Below are 20,340 nucleotides of genomic sequence, written 5' to 3'. Positions count from 1 at the left end.
GTCCCTGGATCCGGCGGCACCGCGCCTGCCGGATCCCCTCCGGCCCGTGAGTCGGTCGCGGGCCAGGAACCGGGCCCGGTCGGGGAGGCCGTCGGTCTGGCGGCCGCCCGCCGCACCGGCCGCCCGGTGGAAGTGACCGCGCTGACCACCCCGGCCAGGCAGGTCTTCGCCCGCCCCGACGGCACCATGTACGCCGAGGTGAAGACGAGCCCCGTGCGGGTCAGGCGGGGCAACGGTTGGGTGCCCATCGACACCACCCTGGCGCGGCAGGCGGGCGGGTTCATCGCCCCGAAGGCGTCCCCTGCGGACGTACGCTTCTCCACCGGCGGTGACGGCCCGTTCGCCCGCCTCACCGACGGCGCCCGGCGGGTCGAGCTGAGCTGGCCTGGCCGCCTCCCTGAGCCGCGCCTGGCCGGGGACTCCGCGACTTACCCGGCCGTGCTGCCCGGTGTCGACCTCGTCGTCACCGCCACGCCCACCGGGTTCACGGAGAAGTTGGTGGTGCACACGCCCGAAGCCGCACGGCACCCGGCCGTGTCGCGGATCCGGTTCGGCCTGCGCACCGAGAACTGGACGCTGACCGGCGACCGGCTGCCCGCCTTCATGTGGGACTCGTCGCAGCGGGCCCGCAAGCACCCGATGAAGGTCGAGGTCGGTCGGGACAGCCTGACGATCGTCCCGGATCCAGCGGTGCTGTCCGACCCGGACCTGATCTACCCGCTGTACCTCGACCCCGAGGTGCAGACGCCGCGCCCGCACTGGGCGATGGTGTGGTCGGCGCTGCCCGGCCAGAGCTACTACGACACGTCATGGCACGCGCAGGTCGGTGCCGACCCGGCCGATCCGGCCGGCGGCCGATGGCGTTCCTACTTCGAGCTCGACACCTCGTTCGCCGCCGGCAAGCACATCATCAGCGCGACTTTCCGGGCCACGCTGCTGTACTCCTATAGCTGCAACGCCGAACCGGTCTACCTGTGGCACACCGGCACGATCAACTCCGGCACCACGTGGAGCAACGCGCCGAGCAAGATCTCACAGGTGGGTGCGCCGGTCACCACCATCAAGGCCGGCCACGAGGCCTGCCCGGGGACGCCGGTGGCCGAGTTCGACGCCACCTCACTGGTCACCACGGCCGCCGCGCAGTCGTGGCAGCACGTCACCCTGGCACTCGCGGCCGACGAGGCCGGCGTGGGCGGCAAGGTCTTCGAAAACGATGCCCGCTACGCCTACAAGGTGCCGGGCATCGGCGTCGTGTACAACTCGGTCCCGGACGCACCCGTCGTACAGCCGACCACGACCATGCCCGGATGCGCCGGCGCACCGACGATGTGGGTCACCACGCTGACCCCCCAGTTGGCGGTCACCCCCGGGGACGCCGACAGCGGCGACCGCCACGGCATCGACTTCGAGATCCGGATGGCCGGCGCGGCGCAGCCGTTCCACACCCCACCCCGCACCGTGCCCGGCACGTCCGTGTACGTGCCCGACGGGGTGCTGGTCGATGGTGGCCGGTACGAGTGGCGGGCGCGGGCCAGCGACAGCGTCGACACCGGCCCGTACAGCCCGTGGTGCCCGTTCACCGTGGATGTCACCGGGCCGGCCAGGGCGCCGACCGTCACGTCCCAGCACTTCATCCAGGTCAAACCCGGACAGGCCCAGTACGGTATCCGGGTCGACCAGGTCGGCCAGTTCACCTTCGGCGCAGGCGGTGATCCGGACGTGGCCGGGTACGACTACGAGATCCGGGTGCCCAAGCAGACCCCGGTACAGGGGCGGGTCATGGCCCCGTCACCGGGTGCCGCCGCTTCGCTGTCCTACCGGCCGCTGGTTGGCGGACTGTCGACGATGTACGAGATATGGGTGTGGTGCGTGGACGCCGCGGGCAACCGGGGCCCGAGAAACCCGCGATACCAGTTTCGGGTCAAGGATCTGCCGGCAGTCGTCGACCTGCACTTCGCCGATGACCCATCAGGAGACACGGCGTCGGACTCCTCCTCGACCGGCGCCGACGGCACGCTGACGCTCACCCCAGGGGTGTCCTGGGCGGACGGGCACGACACGCAGGGCATACACCTGGACGGGCCCGGCGTTGGTGGTGTGGCCGCGCAGAGCGCCGTCGACACGGCGCAGAGCTTCACGGTCATGGCATGGGTACGGCTGCTCTCCGACGACACCGACAACGGTGCGGCCCTCAACCTTGTGGGCCACTCCAGCACCGGCTTCGCCATGCGATACCAGAAGATCGGCAAGCACTGGCAGTTCACCATGCGAACGGGGCCGGCGGCCGATGCGCCGGAGGTGGTCGCGACATCCGACACCATCGCGCAGGTTGGCGTGTGGGCTCACCTGGCCGGCGTGCACGACCCGGCCTCCGGCCAGATCCGCTTGTACGTCAACGGCAGGCTCAGCGGCACTGCGCCATTCACCACCCCCTGGACGGCCAGTGGGCCCTTCCGGATCGGGCCGTTGCAGGACAGCCCGGCGTGGGTCGGCGACCTCGACGAGGTGACTGTCTTCGACACGGCGGTGTCCGAGGCGATGATCCGCAACGACATGGGCTGGCTGGAGCGGCCCGGCAACGAAGGGCACTGGCGACTCGACGAGAACAGCGGCATCGCCGCGGCCGACAGCTCCGGAAACCGCCACACCGCGGTGCTGTACTCCCAGGCCTCGTGGACGAGCGGTCGGCACGGCGGCGGGGCCCGGTTCGGCGGCGGCTGGGCGCACACGGACGGTCCGGTGGTCGAGCCCAACGCCAGCTACACGGTCTCCGCCTGGTTGAAGCTCGACCGGCTGCCAGGACAGGACCAGTACATCGCGGTCAGCCAGGACGGCCGCTGGGACAGCCGGTTCAAGCTCGGCGTCTCCCGCGGCTGGGGCATGCCCAACGGGTGGGTGTTCGCGGTGAACGCCGCCGACACCCCCGACGACAGCGTCGCCGGCAGCCAGGCCACTTGGGTCCAGAGCGACATCGCGGAGCAGGTCGGCGTCTGGACCCACCTGGCCGGCGTGTACGACCAGACCGCGGGACAGATCCGGCTCTACGTCAACGGCCGGCTCAGCGGGACCGCGCCGTTTGCCAACTCCCAACCCGCCGTCAGCTCGCTGGTGTTCGGGCGCTGGCAGAACGAGGGTTTCCGGGTCGGCACCTGGCCCGGAACGATTGACGACGTCCACGTGACGCAACAAGCCCTGTCGGCCTCGGAGATCAAGACGTGGATGGACTGGCCGAAGTGGGGTCCCAACGCGCGGTGGACCTTCGACGAGGCCAGCGGCATGGTGGCGACCGACGTGAGCGACAACGACCACACGCTGGCCCTGGTCGACCGCGCAAGCCGGGTCGACGTCCCGTCCGGCAAGGCACTGCGCCTGGAGGGGCAGACGTGGCCGGACTGGGCATACGACGGTGCGCTGGGCCGAACCGGCGGACCGGTGGTGCCTGCGGGAGGCAGCTTCACCGTCGCGGGCTGGGGGCGCCTGGACAACCTGAACGCCTCCGCCGCACTGCTGAGCCAGGACGGGATCCACGACAGCGGGTTCAGCCTGCGCTATGACAAGAGCGCGAACGCGTGGTCGTTCCGCATGGCCAAACAGGACAGCCTGACGAGCGACGAGTACGCCGCTGCCGGTGGCGGCACCCCCCAGGCGGGCGTGTGGAGCCACCTGGCGGGGGTGTATGACCATTCAGCCGGAACACTGAAGCTCTACGTCAACGGTTCGCTGGTGGCATCGACCGGCTACCGGGCGACCTGGTTCGCGGACCGGGCATTCGTCGTGGGCCGCGAGTTCGGCAGCGGCTACGGAGCGCCGATGTCCTGGTGGAAGGGCGAAGTCGACGAGGTGCACGTCCTGGATCACGCCGCCACCACGACCGAGATCGGGCAGATCAAGGGCAGTCCGCCGGTGCCGCCGCCGGCACCCGTGGTGAGCGCCTCCGGCTTCTGCGAGGCAACCGGCTATCCAGGCGGTTGGGGGGTCCATCTCAGCGGCAGCATCGCGGACACGACGCTGAACATCAGCAGCGCGTACGTGTCGTACTCCGCGAGCGGTGTCGACCCGAGCTATGGATCGCCATCGGGCACCGTTTCGCTGAGCACAAGCGGGCGCTCCTTCACCGGCAACTTCCCTAGCAGGTCCGGCTGGGAGTTCGTCGGTGGTAGCGGGGCCAGTTGGACTGTGACGGTCACGTTGAGCGATGGCACGTCCTACAGCAGATCCGGCTACACCAGCAGGTGCGGTTGATCGCGAGACCGGGCCCGGGCAGTGCCGGCCCGGGCTCAGGCCGGCGGCAACAGGTCGATCAGGAACTCCTGCTCAGGGCCTTCCGTGCAGTCTTCCTGCACCGCTGTCCTGCCCGCTGCGGCGGTGCCGTCGAGCAGACCGATGCACCGCCCGCTGTACGCGGACCGTAGCCGGTAATGGTCGACCGGACCCCGATCGAGCCGCTCGAACCGGAACAGCTGTTGGAGACGGGCCTCGCTGCAGTCGTTCCACGGCTCGAGCATGTCCTCGGCGACGCCGTCGCTGAGCAGCGTGAGGCAGCCGATCCCCTCCGTGGGACTGTGCCACTTGATGAACACCAGTTCGGCACCGACCGGTTCCAGGAAGGTGCGCGGGGGCGCGGCCGGGCAGGGCCGGAGGGCGGCGACCGCGGTCGGGTAGCGGCCCCGCTCGTCGCGCCCCTCGCTGAGGCACAGCTCAGGGGATCGCGCCGCACGGATCTGGACGAAACTGCCAGCATCGCCGATGGGCGGGCCCATCCCAGCCGCCGAGACGCCGGCAGCCGGAGTCCGCGCGGTCGCCGGCCGGTCGTCATCGGTGGCCGACGCGTACCCGCCGATGCCCAGTCCGACCAGGAACAGGGCCCCGACAAGCGTCAAGAGCACCGGCTTACGTGATCGGCGGACGCGCGACGTACCAGATTCGGAAGGCGTCGACGAGAGAGCAGGCCACGGCTCGGTCGGCTTCATCGCCACGGTCTGGGCGTCCGCCTGTGGGGAGCCCTCGTCCAGCATCGCGATGCGCTTGCGTGCGGCGAGCCACCGGTCCACCTCGGCCTTGCCGAGACCGCAGGCCCTGACCAGCATCTCGACAAGCTGTTCGCGGGGCAGGGTGGGGCGGCCCAGGGCGGTGGCGATCGTGCTGCTCGGAAGCACCGCGCCAGCCGCAGCAGCCTTAGCCTCCAGCTGGCGGTACGTCAGCCCGGACCACAACCGCAATCGGCGTAGCGCCGCCACCAGCTCCGCGGCGTCCCGTGCCTCCTCCGGCTGAGGAGGCCCTGCCATGGGATCGACTCGTTCCACAGGGGCGCCTGCATCCACGAAGCCAGCATGCCTCATCCGGGGCGGCTATGGAGTCCCGTCACATTCCGTCGCGCTTCACCCGTTCCCGGCTGGGTGCGTAAGCGAGTACCTCGATGGGGGTGCTCGCGAGATCGACGCTGAAGTCGTGGCCTGCGTGAGGTAGCTCCCCGTCGAAAAGTTGAGCCTGGTGGATGGTGGTGGCGATGGCGGTGTCCGCGGTGACGATCCCGGCCTCGGTGAGGAGCCGTCGGCGCGGGGAGCGTGACCGCCCGCCTCGATCGACGCTTCTCAGGACAGGTTGAAGAGCGCGGCCGCGTTGCCCCAGCAGACCGCGCGCAGCCAGTCGTTGCCGAGGTCGAGCCGGGCCAGCCCGGCGAGCTGCTCGGCGTACGGGTACGGAATGTTTGGGTAGTCGCTGCCCAGCAGCACCTTCCCAGCCAGCCCCAGCTCACGCAGCCGGGGCAGGTCCGCCGCCGGGAACGGCTCGAAGCGGTCGAAGAACGAGGTGAACGCCATGGTGGTGTCCAGGCACACCCGCTCATACTGCTCCGCGAGATCGAGGAAGGCGTCGTAGTCCGGCGCACCCAGGTGCGCCACGATCGCGGCCAGCCGGGGATGCCGGGCGAGCAACGCGGCGAACGGTTCCGGTCCGGTATGGACGGTGCCCACGGGCGCGTGCCCGGCGTGCACCACCACCGGCACCCCGGCCTCGGCCAGCAACCCCCATACGGGATCGAGCGCCGGGTCGGTCGGCCGGAACGCGCCTACCTGGATGTGCACCTTGAACACCCGGGCGCCGGCGTGCAGCGCCTCCGCGACGTAGCGGACCGCGTCGGGTTCCGGGAAGACGGTGGCCGAGGGGAGGCAGCCGGGGGTGCGGGCGGCGAAGTCCAGCGTCCACCGGTTCAGCGACTCCGCCATCCCGGGCCGGTGCGGGTACGCCAGCGCGGTGAACGCCCGGACGCCGAGCCGGCGCAGGTGGGCCACTCGCTCGGCGTCGCTCCACCGGTACCGGATCGGCCACTCGGTGCCGACCAGCGGGCCGGCCGCGTCGAAGTACGCCCACACCTTGCGCAGCAGCCGGGGCGGCAGGAAGTGGGTGTGCACGTCGGCGAGCCCGGGCAGGCCCAGCCGCCGCCAGAACGCCGGCACCGCGGCGTCCTCGGCCGGCGGACGGGTGTGGTCCGCCGGCCCGGCCGTCGCCGGCGGCGCGGCGGCGGCCGGCCCGTCGAATGAGGTCACACCTGGATGTTGAACCGTTGCAGCACCGACGGGGCGACCAGCCCCACCGCGGCGAGCACCGCGAGGATGGTCATCGCCGCCCGCAGCACGATGGTCTCGGCCTTGCTCCCGGTCCGCAGCGCGATGCTGTTGGGCAGGCCGATCATCGTCCACATCCGCCGCTTGATCGGGATCGGCCAGAGGATCGGCACCCCGGCCCGGGTGATCATGTCGCCGAGGATGTGCACGAAGCAGCCCACGCCGACCGCCGTGCCGATGAGCGGATAGCCCCGGTCGCCGGGGAGGTTGGCGAAGGTGAACCAGGCGGCCCCGGCCGACACGAGGGTGACGATCACCCAGCCGGCCCGCTCGGCCCACCCGTCGAAGAGGCCGCGCAGCGCCAGCCCGATCATGAAGAAGAGGATGCTGACCACCGCCCACTTGCCGTAGTGGGCGCAGAGCGCGGTGGTGCCCCAGCCGACCAGCACGGTGAACGGGATGGTGTGGGTCAACGTCCGGTGCCCGTTGTTGCGCTTCGGATCCTTGCTGAGCTTCGTGGCGTAGTAGACGCCCAGCGAGAGTTTCTCCACCACCTCGGCGATGAACAGGCTGACCACGCCGAAGGTGCGGGCCACGGTGGCGCCGCCCTGGTTGCGGGTCACCTTGCCGGAGAGGTCGAGGTCGGGGAAGAGCGCCCCGCCCGCGCAGACCGCCGTGCCCACCGCGAGCGCCAGCGGTGTCTGGTGGTAGTCGGCGAACTGGTCCAGCGCCCAGGAGCCGGTCAGCCACACCGCCGCGCCGGACAGCGCGTGGGACGGTCCCATCATCTCGGTTCGCCCTTCCCTGGAGGTCTTGATCGACAAAACTACGTCACTGTAGTTAAGGCGTCGGGTGGAGGGGCATCAGCCGGACGGTCCACAGAGGAGAGGGGCGGGACCGGTCCCGCGGACCAGCCGGATCACCAGGCAGTATGCCGCCACGGGCGGGGCGGATCTGTCGGCGATGCGACGCGCGTCAGCTCGCGGCCTCGGCCAGCAGATTTCCGTCCGGGATGGTGATGGCGGCTCGGCCGCCGGTCAGCAGGGTGGCCGTCCGGCCGGTCTGGAACGTGTCGTGCTCGCGGCGGGCGGCGGCGTAGCTGCCGGCGGTCCGGGCGGCGACGGTGGCCCAGCCGTACCGCTCGGCGACCATGGTGCGGGCGCGGCGGGCCACCCGGCGGGCGAAGACCTCGTCGCCGAGGAGTCGGTCGACCGCGCCGGCCAGGGCGTCCGGGTCGCTGTGCGGGAAGGTGAGCCCGGTGATGCCGGGCTCGACGATCTCGGCGAGCCCGCCGGTGCGCGCCACCGCGAGCGGCGCTCCAGCGGCGGCCGCCTCCAGGGCGACCATGCCGAACGGCTCGTAGAGGCTCGGGACGACGGTGGCGTCGGTGGCGGCGAGCACCGCGGGCAGTTGGGTGGTGTCCATGAAGCCGGCGAACCGGACGGTCTCCCCGAGGTGCAGCCGCCGCGCCTGGTCCACCAACTCCTCCCGGTACGGTCCGTCGCCGGCGATCACCACGCGCAGCCCCGGGTGTCGGTCCCGCAGGTACGGCACCGCGTGCACCAGGTGCTGCACGCCCTTCTCGTAGACCAGCCGGCCCGCGTACCCGACCAGGGGACCGGTGCCGGCGAAGCGGGCGCGGGCGGAGGCGACGGCCCGGGGGCGGGCCCGCCAGGCCTGGTCGTCGACCCCGTTGGGCACCACGTCGATCGACCCGATCGGCACGTCGAACAGCCGCGTCACCTGCTCGCGCATGTAGCCGGAGCAGGCGATCACCCGGGCCGAGGCGTTGCTCAGCCAGTGCTCGACGCCGTGGATGGTGCGGTTCATCTCCTCGGGCAGCCAGCCCTGGTGCCGGCCGGCCTCGGTGGCGTGGATCGTGGTGACCAGGGGTAGATCGAGGTGCTCGGCCAGGGTGACCGCGGTGTGCGCGACCAGCCAGTCGTGGGCGTGGATGACGTCGTACCGGCCGGTCGTGGCGGCGCGCAGCGCGGCCCGGGTGAGGGTGTGGTTGAACGCCATGGTCCAGGCCAGCAGCGAGTCGGTGGCGAGCGGGAACCGGACCGGGTCCTCGGCCGCCCGCAGGATCCGCACGCCGTCGGCGTACTCCTCCAGGGGTGCGCCCTCGGCGTGGCGGGTGACGACGGTGACCTCGTGGCCGGCGGCGGCCAGCGCGACGGAGAGGGCGTGTACGTGGCGGCCGAGTCCACCGACCAGCACGGGCGGATATTCCCAGGAGAGCATCAGTACCCGCAGGCGCCGGGCGGGCTGGAGGTCGATCACTTCGGCGTCAGCGGACATGCGGCCCCCTTGAGTTGTGTCTCCCGCAGCACGCCACGGCCGCCCACCGCACCGGGGGCCGCCGTCCGTGCCCGGGGTCGCAGCCCATCCTGCCGAGCGGTCGATAACCGGCGGAGACGCGCTGGTTGCCGGGATGTAACGCGTGGTCAGCGCTGGCGGACGCGGAGCAACTCGGCGACCGACCAGGCCTGGAACGGGCAGCCGGTGGCGGTGTGCGGCGGGTCGCCGTCGGCGGTCTCGCTCACCGAGCCCAGGCCGAACTCCGTCAGATGCCCGTCGAGACCCACGAACAGGTCGTCGGTCGGCAGCCCCGCCCGGCGGTACGCGTCGGCGAACGGCCCGATCAGCCACGGCCAGACGGTCCCCTGGTGATAGGCGGCGTCCCGCTCCGCCGGTCCGCCCCGGTGCCGGCCTACGTAGCCGGGGGAGTCGGGGGCGAGGCTGCGCGGGCCGAGCGGGGTGAGCAGCGCCTCGGTGATGCGGCGCAGCGCCGCCGGGTCCGGTTCGAGGGGGGCGTACGGCAGCGACCAGGCGAGCAGTTGGTTGGGGCGGAGCAGGTCGTCGTCGTGGTGCGCCGCCCCACCGAGGGGGTACGCCGGGGCGGGCGCGTCCACCGCGTCGTGCAGCCAGCCCACCGGAGCGGGGAACCGCGCCCGGAACGCGGCCGACGCCCGGGTGTGCAGCCCCCACAGCGCGGTGGCGTCCCGCCCGACCAGCTCGGTCAGCTCGGCGACCCCGGCCAGTCCGTTGACCCAGAGCGCGTTGACCTCCACCGGCTTGCCGGTACGCGGCGTCACCGGCACTCCGTGTACCCGGGCATCCATCCAGGTCAGGGCGGTGCCGGGGGTGCCGCCCTGGGTGATCAGCCCGTCCGTCGGGTCGGCCCGGATGCCGTAGCGGGTGCCGGCCAGGTGCGCCTGCACCACCGCGTGCAGCGCGGGCAGCAGTTCGTCGCCGAGGTCGGTGTCGCCGGTGACGGTGACGTGCCGGGTCACCGCGTGCAGGAACCACAGCGTGGCGTCGACCGTGTTGTACTCCACCCGCCCCGTGTCGGCGGTGTTGGATAGCATCCCCTCCGACAGGGTCGCCGCGTAGGCGCGCAGCAGCGCCCGCCCCTCGTCCGCCCGGTTGGTTGCCAGGAACAGGCCCTCGTAGGAGGTCATGGTGTCCCGTGACCAGGCGCCGAACCACGGGTAGCCGGCCACCACGTCGGGTCCGGTGCCGGTGCTGACCACGAACGCGTCCGCGGCCAGGGCCAGGGTCGCCGCGACCGGGTCGTCCGGTTTCGCCGCGGCCACCACCGCCCGGTTGCGCCGTCGCGCCGCCTCGACCAGCGTGGTCGCCGGCGGCGGCTCCTTGGCCAGGTCATCCGCCCAGGCCAGCACCGGGACCGTGTCGCCGGGGGAGTCCAGGGTGCCGGAGAAGCGGCCCGCGTACCAGAGGTCCTCGTCCGGGTTGAGGCCGCGGGCCGCCTCCTCCCGGTGGCGTACGCCGAGCCACCACTGCCCCTCGGGCGCCCAGTCCGGCCCGGCCAGCCGGAAGGCGCCCTCGACCAGCGCCCCGCCGGCCGTCGGCTCCAGGCTCGGGGCCGGCCCGTCCGCCCGGCGCTCGCCGTGCGCGTCCCGCCAGGTGCAGGCCGCCGCCAGGTCCAGCCGCACCGGGCCGCCGGAGACCAGCCGGTGCACCACCGCCACGCAGGGCCGGCCGTAGGCCATGGCGATCTCCCGCTCGATCACCACGTCGCCGATCCGCCACCGCCAGCGCGGCACCCCGTCGACCAGGTCGAATCGCTCGAGCAGTTCGTAGCCGCGCGGGTCGATCACCCCGGAGGACCACTCGTGGGCGCCCAGCCGGACCCGCTGCCCGGAGGGCAGGGTCACCGTCGGGTCCAGGCTGACCAGGCCCACCTTCCGGGAGGCGGGGGTTTCCCCGGCCACCACCAGCAGGCCGTGGTAGCGGCGGGTGCGCAGGCCGCTGACCGTGCCCATGGCGTAGCCGCCCCGGCCGTCGGTGACCAGCCACTCCCGGGCCGACCCGGCGGCGAGGTCCCCGCAGACCTGCGGGCCGAAGCGAATCTCGATCAACTTTCCTCCACCGGCGGCGAGGTGCTCCACGCCACGACGACAATGGCCGCTGTGGTGAAGTACCCAGGCGGCGTCGAAGATGTGCAAATGCTCACCGACCGCCCGACCTCCGCGACCCCCGACCCCGAGCGGCACCGGCTCGCCCAGGCCGACGCCGGGGCGCAGGACTGGCGCGCATGGGGTCCCTATCTGTCCGAGCGGGCGTGGGGGACGGTTCGGGAGGACTACAGCGAACACGGCACGGCGTGGGACTACTTCCCCCACGATCATGCGCGCTCCCGAGCCTACCGGTGGAACGAGGACGGGATGGCGGGCGTGTGCGACGACCGGCAGACCTTCTGTTTCGCGCTGGCGCTGTGGAACGGCCGGGACCCGATCCTCAAGGAGCGGATGTTCGGCCTGGGTGGCGACGGTGGCAACCACGGGGAGGACGTCAAGGAGTACTGGTGGTACGAGGACTCCACCCCCACCCACTCCTGGATGCGCTGGCGTTACCACTACCCGCAGGCCGCCTTTCCGTACGACGAGCTGGTCGCGGTGAACGCGCTGCGCGGCCGGGACGACACCGAGTACGAGCTGGTCGACACGGGGATCTTCGACGACGACCGGTACTGGGCGGTGACCGTCGACTACGCCAAGGCGTCCCCCACGGACATGTGCATCCTGGTGACGGTCGCCAACCGGGGGGACCGGGATGACACCCTGCACGTGCTGCCCACCCTGTGGTTCCGCAACACCTGGGGGTGGGGACTTCCCGGTGGCGACCGGGTGCCGCGGATGGTCGGCTTCGAAGCCGGTGCGGGGGCGGGCCCGGTGGCCGGGGCGCGGCTGGTCGGTGAGCACTGGGTGCTCGGGCAGATCCTGCTGGAGGGCGACGGCGCGCCCGTCCCGCTGCTGTGCGACAACGACACCAACGCCGAGCGGCTCTGGGGGCTGCCCGGGCGGTCGCCGTACCCGAAGGACGGGATCAACGACCACGTGGTGGCCGGCGCGGCGACCGTCAATCCGGACCGGGAGGGCACCAAGGGCGCCCTGCACTACGTGCTCGACGTGCCGGCCGGTGGGCAGCGGCAGATCCGGTTGCGGCTGACTCGGACCGCCCCGCCGCCGGCGAGCCCGCCGCCGCCCCCGGCGGATCTCGGGGACGACTTCGACAGTGTGGTGTGGGCGCGGCGCGCCGAGGCCAACCGTTTCTTCGCCGGGGTCATCCCCGCCGCGGCGACCGCCGACGAGGCGCTCGTGGCGCGGCAGGCGATCGCCGGGCTGATGTGGGGCAAGCAGTTCTACCATTTCGACGTGAAGCGGTGGCTGGAGGGCGATCCGGGCTCCGCGCCACCTCCGGCCGGGCGTCGGCACGGGCGCAACAGCGCCTGGTGGCACATGAACAGCTTCGACGTGATCTCCATGCCCGATCCGTGGGAGTACCCGTGGTACGCGGCCTGGGATCTGGCCTTCCACTGCGTCACCATCGCCCGGGTCGACCCCGGCTTCGCCAAGGAGCAGGTGCTGCTCCTGCTCCGCGAGTGGTACCTGCACCCCAATGGGCAGATCCCGGCGTACGAGTGGGCGTTCGGGGACGTGAACCCGCCGGTGCACGCCTGGGCGGCGCTGAAGGTCTTCGAGATCGACGGTTCCCGGGACCACGAGTTCCTCGCCCGGGTGATGCACAAGCTGCTGCTCAACTTCACCTGGTGGGTCAACCGCAAGGACACCGGCGGCAACAACGTGTTCGAGGGCGGCTTCCTCGGGCTGGACAACGTCGGCCCGTTCGACCGGTCGGCCGCGCTGCCGGTGGCCGGAGTGCTGGAGCAGTCCGATGGCACCGGCTGGATGGGCATGTACGCGCTCAACCTGCTCGACATGGCCATCGTGCTGGCCGAGCACGACCGGGCGTACGTGGACACCGCGACCAAGTTCTTCGAGCACTTCGCGTACATCGCGGCGGCGGCGTACCAGCAGGGGCTCTGGGACGACGAGGACGCCTTCTTCTACGACGTGCTGCGGCTGGCCGATGGCAGTCAGGTGCCGCTGAAGGTCCGCTCGGTGGTGGGGTTGCTGCCGCTCGCGGCGGTCACCCGGCTCACCGCGCGTACCCTGCGCCGGCTGCCCGAGCTGGGTGCCCGGCTGCGCTGGTTCCTCACCAACCGTCCCGAGTTCGCCGATGTGGTCGGCGCCCGCCGGCTCGGCCCCGACGGGCGGCAGCAGCGGCTGCTGTCCATGGTCGGTCCCGAGCAGATGGTCCGGCTGCTCGCCCGGATGCTGGACACCGACGAGTTCCTCTCCGAGTACGGCTTGCGGACGCTGTCCCGCGCCCACCTGGACAAGCCGTTCACCGTCACCCTCGGCGGGCAGGAGTTCAGCGTCGGTTACGAGCCGGCCGAGTCGACCAGCGGCTTGTTCGGCGGCAACTCCAACTGGCGCGGCCCGATCTGGATGCCGACCAACTTCCTGCTGATCAGCGCGCTGCGCGACTACGCCGCCTTTTTCGGCGACGACCTGCAGGTGGAGTATCCGACCCGGTCCGGGCAGAAGCGGACTCTGGACGAGATCGCCGATGATCTCTCCGCTCGGCTGATCGCGTTGTTCACCCGGGACGGCTGGGGTCGGCGGCCGATCTACGGCGCCTGCCAGCTCTTCCAGACCCACCCCGACTGGCGGGACCTGATCGCCTTCCCGGAGTACTTCCACGGCGACAACGGCGCCGGGCTCGGGGCGTGGCACCAGACCGGGTGGACCGCGCTGGTCGCCGACCTGATCCTCACCCTGCGCCGCTGACGGGCCGGCGCGGTCGGAAACCCGGATGTCGCGGCTGCCCCGGCGCAGTAGCGTGTCCCGGTCCGTTGAGGGGAAGGGGTACGCGATGCGACAGCGCCGGGAAGCCAAGGTGCTCGTCTTCGACGCTGACGACACGCTCTGGGAGAACAACGTCCTCTTCGAGCGGGTGATCGACGACTTCCTCGCCTGGCTGGACCACCCGACGCTGGACCGGGCGGAGATTCGGGCCGTCCTCGACGATATCGAGCGGGCCAACGCCGTCGCGCACGGCTACGGCAGCAAGGTCTTCCTGCGCAGTCTGGGCGAGTGCCTGGAGAAGCTGCGGGAGCGCCCGGCGACGGAGCGGGAGCGCGTCGAGATCGAGAGCCTCGCGGCGGCGCTGGTGGGTCACCAGGTGGAGCTGATGCCCGGTGTGGCGGAGACCCTGGACGACCTGGCCACCCGGTACGAGCTGCTGCTGCTCACCAAGGGGGAGCGGGAGGAGCAGCAGCGCAAGCTCGACGCCTCCGGGCTGCTGCACCACTTCCGGGCCGCGCACATCGTGCGGGAGAAGGACGCGGACACCTATCGCTGGTTGGCCTGCGAGCACGGCTTCGACCCGGCCGGGGCGTGGATGATCGGCAACTCCCCGCGCTCGGACATCCTGCCCGCCCGGGCCGCCGGCATGAACGCGGTCTTCATCCCGAACGAGAACACCTGGGTGCTGGAGCACGACGAGCTCGACCCGGGCGACCATGGGGTGATCCGGTTGGCCGCTTTCCCCGACCTGCGCCAGCACTTCTGATCGGCGGGTAACGTCCCGCCTGTGCCGTTGACCTTTCCCTCGCACCTGGCGCCCGTGCTGCCGCTGAAGCTGTGGCGACCGCGCTGGTTCGACGGGGTCGCCCTGGCCACCGGCGCCGTCGCGCCGGACGTCGGCTACCTGTTCACCGGCACCCGGTTCGAGCTCGGTCAGCGTACGCACACTCTCGGCGGGCTGCTGTGGTGGTGCCTGCCGGTCGCGCTTGCGTACGCCTGGATCGTCCGCCGGGTGATCGCCGGCATCGCGGTGCACCTGCCCGGCGAGCGTCTCTTCGCCTGGCGGGATTACGCCGCGCTGGGCGGGGTCCGGCATCCCTGGCAGGTCACCGTCTGCTCGGCGCTGATCGGTGCGTTCAGTCACGTCGGCTGGGACCGGATGACCCACAGTGACCGCTGGCCGCGGCTGCTGGGCATCGCGGACTTCCACGCGCTGACCGGGCTCTACTGGTGGCAGTTCTCCGATGTGCTCGGCACGGTGGCGGGCGCCGTTGTCGTGGTCGCCCTGGCGGTGCGGGCCGCCCGCCGGCAGGAGATCTTCGACGGCGTACGACCACCCGCGCCGCCGGCTCGGCCCGGCCGGTTCTGGGCGGTCGCGCTGCCGGTGGCCGCGCTCGGGGCGCTGCTGCTGCCCGGCCTGCCCGCAGCCGCCGTACCGGGGCCGGCCGGGGTGCGGCTGCTGCACCTGGGGGCGCTCGCGTTGATCGTCGGAGCCGCCGCGGCCGGCGGCCTACGTCCGGTCCCGCCGCCCGCGACGCGCGACGGGCACCTCGCGGGCAAACAGCGCCAGCCCAGCTGACCCTGTTACACGAACATGCCGTATTTCGACATTGGCATCAATCACATTCTCCCGGCGCTGGGGAAGCTTGTTCGCCCTGCGAGAAGGTGCCTAACCTGAGCCCGCGTTCACGACTCTTCGGGGTGAGTCGGGGACGCACCGAAGTCCGGTAGTTGGGCACCGTGGAGCTGAGTGCAGGCGGGCCGGCTCGCCGTGTTGAGCCCGGCGTGGGCGTCGTGCCACGCCCGCCGCGCTCGCAACGGCGAATTCCGCTACCACGCCGGACGGCTGGGGGTCAGGACCGGGGAGTTGCGGACCCGGTCCTGACCCACCCCGGCCTCTCCCCGCGTCTCCCGGCTCCGGCGCCCCGCTAGCAGATTGTGCGAAAAGTCGCGCTTCGCGGGACTGTGCGGATAAGCACGAAGTGCGATGATCCCCCGAATGAAGCGGAGATCTCTGTTCATCGGTGCGGCGGCCGGCGTGACGGCACCCGTGCTCGCCGCCGGCGCGACCCCCGCGGCCGCCCGCCCCCGGGGTGCCACGGCCACCAGCGGCACCGCCGTGCCCGGTCCGAAGCGCCAGTGGCCGGTCGCCCCGGACAACAAGGCCGCCCGCCTGACCACCCTGCCGTCCACCACGCAGCAGGTCATCATCGTCACGGGGAACAGCTACACCACCACCTATGCCACGTTGGAGACGTTCCAGCGGATCCGCGGCGTCTGGACCCCGATCTCCGCGCCGCTGGCCGCCCGGATCGGCAGCAACGGCTTCAGCGACAACCACCTCGAGGGCGTGCCCAACACGCCGACCGGCGTCTACTCCATCGGCCCGACCATGTACGGCATCGCGGCCAACCCGGGCGTCAGCTACCCCTACCACCGGCTGGTCACCAACGACTGGTGGAACGAGAACCCGGATTCGCCGGCCTACAACACTTTCCAGCACACCGCCACCAACCCCGGCGGCTACAGCGAGGCCCTCTGGCGGGAGACGCCGGCCTACACGCACTTCGCCGTCATCACCTACAACATGGCCCCGAACGTCGCCACGCCCGTGCCCGGCGCCGGCAGCGGGATCTTCCTGCACGAGTTCAGCAAGACACCGTCCGGCCCCACCGCCGGCTGCGTCAGCCTCTCGCACGGCGACCTGGTGAGCGTGCTCACCTGGCTGAAGCCCGAACTCATGCCCCGCATCGTGCTCTGCCCCGCGCAGAACCTCAGCCAATACTGAACCGCCCCGCGGACGGCTACGCTGACCGTCCACCCAGAGCCTCCGGCCGCACCCGGCCGGAGGCTCTGCGGCACGCCGGCCCACGAACCACCCGAGGGACCACCCAGCTCATGGACACGATCAACACCGGCCAGCCCTCCGGCGGCGAGGCGACCACCACCTGCTACCGGCACCCCAAGCGGGAGACGCTGCTGAGCTGCACCCGCTGCGACCGCCCCATCTGCCCCGACTGCCTGCGCGAGGCGCCGGTGGGGCACCGCTGCCCGGAGTGCGTACGCGACGAGAACCGCACCGTCCGCCAGGCCCGCACGGTCTTCGGCGGCCGGGTGGCCGCCCGACCCGTGGTGACGTACGTGCTCATCGGGCTCAACGTGCTGGCCTACCTGGCCGAGCTGGCCCGCCCGGCGATCCTCGACCAGTTTGACAGCCTGGGCACCGGGCTGGTCGACGACGCCGGCCAGCGGTACGTCAACGACGGCGGCGCCTACGACGGATACCAGCTGATCGGTATCGCACACGGCGAGTGGTACCGCCTGATCACCTCCGCCTTCCTGCACCAGCTGCCCACCCAGGGCATCCTCGGCATCCTGCACATCGTGTTCAACATGTACTGGCTCTGGGTGCTCGGCCGGGTCATCGAGGAGCGGCTGGGCGTCATGCGCTTCCTCGCCGTCTACCTGCTCGCCGCGCTCGGCGGATCGGTCCTGGGCTTCCTGGTCTCCCCGCACCAGGCCGCCGTCGGCGCCTCCGGCGCGGTGTACGGGCTGGCCGGCTGCTACGTCGTCCTGACCCGGCGGCTGCACCACCACCCGATCGACCCGAACCGGGTGATCATCCCGTTCCTGATCTGGATGGTGGTCTCCGCCGGCTGGACCTCCTGGGAGGGGCACCTTGGTGGCCTCCTGGCCGGCGGGGTCGCCGCCGTCGGGCTGGCGTACGCGCCGGCGAAGCGGCGAACCGTCGTGCAGGTGTCGGTGACCGTCGGGCTCGCCGTGCTGCTCGTCGCGCTGGTCGTCATGAAGTCGCTCGCCCTCACCACCTGACGGCAGCTCGGGCCGAAGTCAGGGCGATCGGCTCTGGTGGGACAGACCGGCCGGAGTGAAACTGAGCCATGAGACTTCAGCGCGTACCCCTGCTTGCCAGCGTGGTCGTGCTGCTCGCGGCGGCCTGCTCGACGACCGACCACGACGGCGCGGCCCCGCCGACCTCGACGGCCCCCATGACCGCCGTCACCACGCCGGCCACGACGGCCCCCGCCACCGCCGCGCCATCCGCAGCCGGAGGTTGGCGGGTGACGTACGGGTGGGCGGTGCCCTCCGCGCCGGCCCGGGTGGCACACACCGTCAAGGTGCCGGTCACCCCCGCGCCGGGGGAGCCGCTGCCCGTGCTGGTGCAGATCCAGGTTGGTGACCACCCGGCCGAGGGGTTCAGCCGGATCAGCTTCGCCTTCCGCGGCCCCACGCCGTCCTACCAGGTCGGATACGTCGCACAGGTGGAGTCCGACGGCACCGGCACACCGGTGAGCCTGCCCGGCGACACCTTCCTCTCCGTGCGCTTCGACCCGGCCCAGGCACATGACCGCAGTGGCCGGAGCACGGTGCACGCGCCGCCACCGGCCATCGGCTACCCGACGCTGCGCGGCTGGGCGGCCGCCGGAGACTTCGAGGGGCACCTGAGCTTCGGCCTCGGGGTGCGGACCTCGGGCGAGCCGCTGCCGGTGCGACTGGGCGAGTCGACCCGGCCCGACGGCACCCACGTCGTCTCGGTGGACGTGCGGCGCGGTTGACCGCGGTGGGCGGCACCGCCCGCGCGGGCCGGAGGGCGACCCGGTCGGATGACGGGTGCCTCAGGCCGCGCCACGGATGATTGTCACGGCCACCCGGCAGAACTCGTCCATGTCGGGCTGGAAGCCGGCCGCGATGTCCGGGTGCAGGCCGGCGCGGGTCTCGTCGAGCAGCCGGCGGCACACCTCCTCGACGGGTTCGCCCGCGTAGCCGGCGCGGACCCGCTCGGTGGCCGCCTGCAGGGCCGAGGTCAGCTGATCCTCCAGCGGGCCACGCAGCTTTTGCTGCACCGGGTCGAGCCCGCTCGGGTCGAGCGTGACGTGTGGCTCCGACATGCTGCTCCTTTCGTCGGCGTCCGCGGTACCCCGCCGCGGTCGTCGGTCAAACCACCGCCGGTACGGCGGCCACCCGGACCTGGTAGGAGAAGTCCTCGGCCGGCTCCTCCGCGTACGACAGCCGGCGGATCTGCCGGTCGTCGGCGTAGAGGGCGACGTCGACCAGCACCCCGAGGTGGGCCAGGCCGATGTTCGCCACCCGCTTCTTGTCCTGCAGCACCGCGCAGACCCCGCCCAACAGTGTGCTGGCGTCGGAGGTGCGGTGCCCGGGCGGGCAGCGCAGGGTCAGGTCCACCTCGACCGGGCCGGCGAGCGGGGTCCAACCGGTGTGCTGGGCCGCCTCGCAGGCGGCCTGGAGCAGGGCGCGGACTCTCGCCGCCTGCCGGTGCCCGGCGGCGAAGATGGACAGGGCCTCGGTCTTGACCGGGGGCAGGCCGCTCACCTCGAACGTCAGGGCGAGAGCGCGGGTGGTGTCCTGCACGACGGACCTCCTCGGTTGGGACGATCCTGCCCAACCGGTGGTGCCGCAGAGGCGAGTTCGCGCGAGAACCAACCGAAAGGGCGGGCTGGGGTCGGCCGGAGGCGTATCGACGTCGACGGCGAACGCGCTGGCTGCGGAGCTATGAGAACGCTAGTCGACCGGGCGAACGCTGGGTAGCTCGCCGCTCACTGGTTGGGACGCGGGGCGAAGGCACAGAACTCGTTCCCCTCCGGGTCCGCCAGGACCCACCACCGGGTGGTGTCGGTGGGCTCGCGCAGCAGGGTGGCGCCGGCCGCGATCAGCGCGGTGGGGTCCGGGCCGGTCAGGTCGACGTCCCAGTGCACCCGGTTCTTCACCCGCTTGCGCTCGGGCACCGGGTCGAAGACCCAGTGGTCCCAGGGGAAGCCGGCCGCCCCCACCACCGAGGTGGCGCCCTCCTCGGTGGTGGCCACCCGGCCGCCGACCACGCCGGCCCACCAGCCGGCCTGGGCCGCCGGGTCGGCGCTGTCGACCACCAGCTCGAAGACGCCGGGCCGGGCGCCCTCGCGGGGCCGGAAGGCGCAGAACTGGTTGCCTTCCGGGTCGGCCAGCACCCACCAGCTGATCTCGGCGTCCGGCTCACGGACCAGCCGTGCGCCGGCGGCCAGCAGCGCGGTCGGCTCCGGCTCGGCGAGGCGCAGGTCCAGGTGGACCCGGGTCTTGCCGGTACGCGGCTCGGGCACGGTGTTGACCCAGATCGACTCGGCCTTCGAGGCGGCTGCCCGGGGGTCGATCCGGGTGTCGCCGTCGCCGGTGTCGATCAGGTCCGCGTCGAGGACGCCGGCCCAGAAGGCACCGAGCCGGTGGGCGTCCGCGGCGTCCATGCAGAGGTCCTTGAAGCGCGCGATCATGCCCCCCACTATGCCGCCCGGCTCCGACACCCGGCTGCTCGCGCGTGCTCCGGCGGTCCGCCCAGATTGCCGGGAAGTGCGTGTCGGATGGCCCGGGCTGCCGGAATCTGCGTCCACCGAGGGGGCACGGCCCGGTGACGTGACCTGGCCCACAGCCCGGCCATGTGGTGGGCGTCGCGTGACGGTCAGGTTTCGCGCCGTGGCAGGTCGGGCACTGTCAGGCGCACGAAACGCCTGGGGCCGGGGCGGATCCGCCGTCGACCGCGCCCCCGACCGTCTCGCCGTGCGCCGGGGCACGGGCGACTTCCCCGGCCTTCGCCG

General features: G+C 72.1%; 15 protein-coding genes. 7 read left to right on the top strand and 8 right to left on the bottom strand.

Going from position 1 to position 20,340, the window contains the following annotated elements; all coding sequences use genetic code 11:
* Positions 1 to 126: 126 nt before the first annotated feature.
* The gene (locus ACGF4F_RS30715; RefSeq protein WP_393082762.1) at positions 127 to 4,242 is read left to right on the top strand and encodes a LamG-like jellyroll fold domain-containing protein; all 4,116 of its coding nucleotides are present in this window, start codon (positions 127 to 129) and stop codon (positions 4,240 to 4,242) included.
* Positions 4,243 to 4,277: 35 nt separating this feature from the next.
* Here the strand turns inward: ACGF4F_RS30715 and ACGF4F_RS30710 are convergent, their stop codons facing one another.
* The 5 genes from ACGF4F_RS30710 to ACGF4F_RS30690 form a co-directional block, all read right to left on the bottom strand.
* Positions 4,278 to 5,285, bottom strand: a complete 1,008-nt coding sequence (locus ACGF4F_RS30710; RefSeq protein WP_393082758.1) for a hypothetical protein — start codon at positions 5,283 to 5,285, stop codon at positions 4,278 to 4,280.
* Between the two features lie 306 nt (positions 5,286 to 5,591).
* Positions 5,592 to 6,455 (bottom strand): amidohydrolase family protein, encoded by an 864-nt coding sequence (locus ACGF4F_RS30705; RefSeq protein ID WP_393082861.1) that lies wholly within the window; start codon positions 6,453 to 6,455, stop codon positions 5,592 to 5,594.
* 86 nt (positions 6,456 to 6,541) lie between these two features.
* Positions 6,542 to 7,351 (bottom strand): metal-dependent hydrolase, encoded by an 810-nt coding sequence (locus tag ACGF4F_RS30700; RefSeq protein WP_073836718.1) that lies wholly within the window; start codon positions 7,349 to 7,351, stop codon positions 6,542 to 6,544.
* A gap of 187 nt (positions 7,352 to 7,538) precedes the next feature.
* Positions 7,539 to 8,864: a glycosyltransferase family 4 protein gene (locus ACGF4F_RS30695; protein ID WP_357441913.1), complete on the bottom strand. Its 1,326-nt coding sequence runs from the start codon at positions 8,862 to 8,864 to the stop codon at positions 7,539 to 7,541.
* A gap of 146 nt (positions 8,865 to 9,010) precedes the next feature.
* Positions 9,011 to 10,948 (bottom strand): amylo-alpha-1,6-glucosidase, encoded by a 1,938-nt coding sequence (locus tag ACGF4F_RS30690; RefSeq protein ID WP_393082755.1) that lies wholly within the window; start codon positions 10,946 to 10,948, stop codon positions 9,011 to 9,013.
* Between the two features lie 87 nt (positions 10,949 to 11,035).
* On the opposite strand from ACGF4F_RS30690, the gene ACGF4F_RS30685 reads away from it, so the two are divergent.
* The 6 genes from ACGF4F_RS30685 to ACGF4F_RS30660 all read left to right on the top strand — a co-directional run bounded on the left by ACGF4F_RS30685 (position 11,036) and on the right by ACGF4F_RS30660 (position 18,315).
* Positions 11,036 to 13,723 carry a glucosidase gene (locus tag ACGF4F_RS30685; RefSeq protein ID WP_393082752.1) on the top strand — a complete coding sequence of 896 codons (2,688 nt, stop codon included), beginning with the start codon at positions 11,036 to 11,038 and terminating at the stop codon, positions 13,721 to 13,723.
* Positions 13,724 to 13,808: 85 nt separating this feature from the next.
* Entirely contained in the window at positions 13,809 to 14,507 is a 699-nt protein-coding gene (locus ACGF4F_RS30680) for an HAD family hydrolase (protein ID WP_393082749.1), read from the top strand.
* A gap of 21 nt (positions 14,508 to 14,528) precedes the next feature.
* Positions 14,529 to 15,320: a DUF4184 family protein gene (locus tag ACGF4F_RS30675; protein ID WP_393082747.1), complete on the top strand. Its 792-nt coding sequence runs from the start codon at positions 14,529 to 14,531 to the stop codon at positions 15,318 to 15,320.
* 420 nt (positions 15,321 to 15,740) lie between these two features.
* Positions 15,741 to 16,529 carry a L,D-transpeptidase gene (locus tag ACGF4F_RS30670; protein WP_393082744.1) on the top strand — a complete coding sequence of 263 codons (789 nt, stop codon included), beginning with the start codon at positions 15,741 to 15,743 and terminating at the stop codon, positions 16,527 to 16,529.
* A gap of 110 nt (positions 16,530 to 16,639) precedes the next feature.
* Positions 16,640 to 17,572, top strand: a complete 933-nt coding sequence (locus ACGF4F_RS30665; protein WP_393082741.1) for a rhomboid family intramembrane serine protease — start codon at positions 16,640 to 16,642, stop codon at positions 17,570 to 17,572.
* A gap of 68 nt (positions 17,573 to 17,640) precedes the next feature.
* Entirely contained in the window at positions 17,641 to 18,315 is a 675-nt protein-coding gene (locus tag ACGF4F_RS30660; protein ID WP_393082738.1) for a hypothetical protein, read from the top strand.
* A 60-nt stretch (positions 18,316 to 18,375) separates the two neighbouring features.
* Here the strand turns inward: ACGF4F_RS30660 and ACGF4F_RS30655 are convergent, their stop codons facing one another.
* The 3 genes from ACGF4F_RS30655 to ACGF4F_RS30645 form a co-directional block, all read right to left on the bottom strand.
* On the bottom strand, positions 18,376 to 18,648 hold the full coding sequence (locus tag ACGF4F_RS30655) for a hypothetical protein (protein ID WP_393082736.1): 273 nt from the start codon (positions 18,646 to 18,648) through the stop codon (positions 18,376 to 18,378).
* Positions 18,649 to 18,694: 46 nt separating this feature from the next.
* The gene (locus ACGF4F_RS30650; RefSeq protein ID WP_357441900.1) at positions 18,695 to 19,129 is read right to left on the bottom strand and encodes a hypothetical protein; all 435 of its coding nucleotides are present in this window, start codon (positions 19,127 to 19,129) and stop codon (positions 18,695 to 18,697) included.
* A gap of 185 nt (positions 19,130 to 19,314) precedes the next feature.
* Positions 19,315 to 20,019, bottom strand: a complete 705-nt coding sequence (locus tag ACGF4F_RS30645) for a VOC family protein (protein ID WP_357441899.1) — start codon at positions 20,017 to 20,019, stop codon at positions 19,315 to 19,317.
* Positions 20,020 to 20,340: the final 321 nt, after the last annotated feature.

Origin of the sequence: Micromonospora sp. NPDC047740, from assembly GCF_043204735.1 — a bacterium.
In the GTDB taxonomy this organism is placed as follows: Bacteria; Actinomycetota; Actinomycetes; order Mycobacteriales; family Micromonosporaceae; genus Micromonospora.
This window is presented reverse-complemented; position numbering and strand designations above follow the sequence as displayed.

What these genes read in the sequence shown, in the direction of transcription:
- ACGF4F_RS30710 (WP_393082758.1), bottom strand. Translation starts at nt 5,285, where the DNA reads ATGGCAGGGCCTCCTCAGCCGGAGGAGGCACGGGACGCCGCGGAGCTG.
- ACGF4F_RS30700 (WP_073836718.1), bottom strand. Translation starts at nt 7,351, where the DNA reads ATGATGGGACCGTCCCACGCGCTGTCCGGCGCGGCGGTGTGGCTGACC.
- ACGF4F_RS30695 (WP_357441913.1), bottom strand. Translation starts at nt 8,864, where the DNA reads ATGTCCGCTGACGCCGAAGTGATCGACCTCCAGCCCGCCCGGCGCCTG.
- ACGF4F_RS30685 (WP_393082752.1), top strand. Translation starts at nt 11,036, where the DNA reads ATGCTCACCGACCGCCCGACCTCCGCGACCCCCGACCCCGAGCGGCAC.
- ACGF4F_RS30680 (WP_393082749.1), top strand. Translation starts at nt 13,809, where the DNA reads ATGCGACAGCGCCGGGAAGCCAAGGTGCTCGTCTTCGACGCTGACGAC.
- ACGF4F_RS30670 (WP_393082744.1), top strand. Translation starts at nt 15,741, where the DNA reads ATGAAGCGGAGATCTCTGTTCATCGGTGCGGCGGCCGGCGTGACGGCA.
- ACGF4F_RS30665 (WP_393082741.1), top strand. Translation starts at nt 16,640, where the DNA reads ATGGACACGATCAACACCGGCCAGCCCTCCGGCGGCGAGGCGACCACC.
- ACGF4F_RS30660 (WP_393082738.1), top strand. Translation starts at nt 17,641, where the DNA reads ATGAGACTTCAGCGCGTACCCCTGCTTGCCAGCGTGGTCGTGCTGCTC.
- ACGF4F_RS30655 (WP_393082736.1), bottom strand. Translation starts at nt 18,648, where the DNA reads ATGTCGGAGCCACACGTCACGCTCGACCCGAGCGGGCTCGACCCGGTG.
- ACGF4F_RS30645 (WP_357441899.1), bottom strand. Translation starts at nt 20,019, where the DNA reads ATGATCGCGCGCTTCAAGGACCTCTGCATGGACGCCGCGGACGCCCAC.